Source organism: Nonomuraea sp. SBT364 (genome assembly GCF_001083785.1).
Taxonomy (GTDB): Bacteria; Actinomycetota; Actinomycetes; order Streptosporangiales; family Streptosporangiaceae; genus Nonomuraea.
On sequence record NZ_LAVL01000321.1, the window covers coordinates 1 to 2,953 of the forward strand.

The window sequence follows — 2,953 nt, forward strand, 5'->3', positions numbered from 1 at the left end:
AGCCAGGGGCGGGGCTGCTCCGGCACGCCTGCCAGGCGGGCGGCTTCGATCAGGGCGTCCGCGAGGATCGACAGGTCGGTGACCGCCGACTCCTCGGTGGGCTGCGGCGGCGCGGGGAGGGCACGGCCCAGGGAGCGCCAGTCGACGTCCACGATCCTGACGCGCGCGGGGGCGTGGTGCGGAGCCCAGGTGGGGCCGGTGAGGCCGGGATGCACGGGTTGGCCCGGCGCGTCGAGGCGGCCGGCGGAGCCCGGGTGCCGGGGGGCGGAGCCGGCTGACGGTGTGTGGAGGGGTTCGGGGGCTCGGCCGCCGACGCGGGCCGTCTGGACGGCTGTGGCGGGGCCGGCCCCCGACTTCACGTAGCAGCGGCCGGGGGTGGACTTGGAGATGTGAGCCGCGTCCGGCAGGTCGATCACGTCGGCGGACTCCGCCGGCTCGGTGACGCGCAGGGCGATGCGGAGTGAGGTGTTGGCCTGGATGTCGGCCGTCACCACACCGGCCGGGCGCTGCGTGGCGAGGATCAGGTGGATGCCCAGGGACCGGCCTCTGCGGGCGATGTCGACCAGGCCCGTGACGAAGTCGGGCAGCTCCGACACCAGGGCCGCGAACTCGTCGATGATGAGGACGAGCCGGGGGAGCGGGTGGCCGGTGTAGTCCTCGATGTCCTTCGCGCCGGCGGCGAGGAGGAGGCGTTCGCGGCGGCGGATCTCGGCGCCGAGCGATTCCAGGGCCCGCTGGGTGAGGTGGCCGTCGAGGTCGCTGACCATGCCGACCGTGTGCGGGAGGCGGGTGCACTCCTTGAAGGCGGCGCCGCCCTTGTAGTCGATGAGGACGAAGGTGAGCTGGTCAGGCCGGTTGGAGACGGCCAGGGAGCAGATGAGGGACTGCAGGAGCTCCGACTTGCCCGCGCCCGTGGTGCCCGCGACGAGGCCGTGCGGGCCGTCGAGGCTGAGGTCGACCGCGAACGGGCCGTCGGGCCCGGCGCCGATCAGCGCGCGGGTGGTGCCCTGGTCGAGCCAGCGGCTGCTGAGGTCGCGGCCGGAGGGGGCGCGCAGCCCGAGCAGGTCGAGCAGACGTACGCTCCCCGGGAGCTGGGCGGAGGTGTCTTCCCTGCTCACGTCGCGGATGGGGGCCAGCGCCCTGGACAGGCGGTCGCACCAGGAAGGCGACACGAGGTCGGCCAGGACGGGGCCGATCACGTCGAGCCCTCCGCCGCGCAGGTGCACCCTGCCGTCGGGGGCGCAGGCGGCGACCGTCGCGCACTCCTCGGGCAGCAGCCGCTCGTCGTCGTCGAGTGCCAGCGTGTAGACGCCCGCGCGGGGGCCCTGGCGCAGGACCTGGGGCATGCTGGGCAGGCCGCGCAGGGCCTGTGCGCCGTCGAGGACGACCAGCACGTCGTAGGGGCGGACATCGTAGGTGGAGAAGGCAGGCGGCTCCGGGCCGCCCAGATCGTCCCAGCCGGTGGGGATCTTGCCGAGCTCGGGGATCGCGGTGTTCTGGCGTTCGTCGATGAGCGCGGCCAGCTCGCCGACCCGGTGCGCGGCGGACTCGGGGTCGGCGCCGACCAGGGCCACGCACTCCTCGCCGCCGCGCGGGGCGCAGTGCGGCAGCCAGCGTGCCCAGCCCCAGCGGCGTTCGCCGTCGGCGTGCGCCGAGATGATCACGATGGCGAGGTCGCGCGGGCTGTGCAGGGTGGCGGCCTGGCCGACGAGCCAGCCGGCCAGGCCGGTGGCCGTGTCGCGGGGGCCCGTGACGCCGGCGACGCCGAGCCGGCGCATGGCCAGCGCCACGGGGACCGCGCGGCAGATCGGCGGCTCGATGGGGCCGCCCTGCTCCTCGGTGAGGTCGAGGTTGGCCGGGAGGTCGGCCAGGCCGACCCTGAGCCGGAGCGCGTCGTCGTCGTGGACGCGGCGCTCCCACAGCCGCCGCCGGGGGCCGATGGCGGTGAGGAGCACCTGGGCCGGGTCGGGCGCGTCGGACCTGCGCAGCAGCTCGTCGTCGGCCCTGGCCCGCTCGACGGCCTCGTCGTAGGCCTCCAGCCGTTCCTTGTACTCCTTGAACGCCTTGCGGTGCTGCTTCTTGCCGTGGCGGCGGTCGCTCCACCACTGGCCGATCATGATGACCGGCGTCATCAGGGCGAAGAGCAGGAAATACCACTGCTGGAGGACGTAGGCCAGCGTCACGCCGATCACCGCGGGGAGGAACGCGGCCAGCAACTGCAGGCGCATGCCCTCGGCGCGTGAGGGCTCCTTCGGGCGCTTGAACGTGCGGCGGACCTCGGGGCGGCCCAGTCGCGGCGGCCGGTTGTAGGCCACGCCGCCTTCGAGCCTGGGGGTGAGGTGGGCGTCGCGGGGCTCGATGGCGGTCAGCGTGAACAGGGACGAACCGCAGGACAGCAGCGCGTCGTCCGGCCAGTCGACGGCGTCGGTGAGGGGCCGGGCGGCGAGCTCCGGGCCGTCGTCGAAGGACTCGGCGGCGAGCTCGGCCGCCTCGCGCTCGGCGACCCGGGCGGTGAGCTCGGCGACCTCGTCGGCCCAGCGGCCCTTGAGCTTGAGCTTCGGGGCCTGGCCGGCGCTGGCGCGGCGGGCGCGCTCGGCCGTGATGGCGTCGGGGGTGACGCGGATGGTCACCGATTCGGGGGCCAGCGCCGGGTCGGCCACGGTGATCGCGCACATGGGATCGGAGCCGATGACGTGGACGCCGAGCCCCAGGCGGTGCACCGCGCCTGCGGCCGGGCCACCCACGACACGCACCTCCGCCACCCCGCCGGGCTCCTCGACGATGGTGGCGCGGGCGAGGTGGGGATCGAGGGTGACCTTGTCGCCGTCGTGCAGCACCGCCTTGGCGGGGGCTCGCGGATCAAGGGGGCGGCCGTTGCGCCACAGGGTGAGGGCTTCGCCGCCGGGCCGGTGGGCGCCGCGGGCGGGCGGGGGGCGGTGATCGTCCCAGGAGG

1 protein-coding gene is annotated in these 2,953 nt (G+C 75.2%); it reads right to left on the minus strand.

The window, feature by feature from the left end:
• The coding region (locus ADY59_RS46995) for an FtsK/SpoIIIE domain-containing protein (protein WP_049577790.1) at positions 1-2,953 on the minus strand (2,953 nt) is incomplete at both ends.